The following is a 274-nucleotide window of genomic DNA, read 5'->3' as shown; positions in this document are numbered from 1 at the left end:
AGTTAAACAGCTGCGCGCCAGTGGTTTCACAGCGCCTATCATCATGCTGACCGGTCATGATACCGATTGCGACACCATTCTCGGCTTTGAATCAGGCGCCAATGATTACGTGACCAAGCCGTTCCGCTTTGCGGTGCTGCTTGCCCGTATCCGTGCACAGCTACGCCAGCATGAACAAAGCGAAGACGCGACGTTCATCGTTGGCCCTTACACATTCAAACCAAGCCAGAAGCTGCTACTGGATCAGAAAGGCGATAAAATCCGCCTGACTGAA

The 274-nt window shown here is 52.9% G+C and carries 1 protein-coding gene; it reads left to right on the top strand.

The features are described 5' to 3' along the window. Window positions 1–274 (top strand): response regulator transcription factor (locus tag HBA93_RS21065; protein WP_221724568.1); only part of this gene is annotated, 274 nt, incomplete at both ends.

The organism is Ochrobactrum sp. SFR4 (assembly GCF_019730395.1).
Lineage (GTDB): Bacteria > Pseudomonadota > Alphaproteobacteria > Rhizobiales > Rhizobiaceae > Pseudochrobactrum.
Note: the sequence above shows the minus strand (reverse complement) of the source record. Positions and strands in the feature narration are given on the sequence as shown.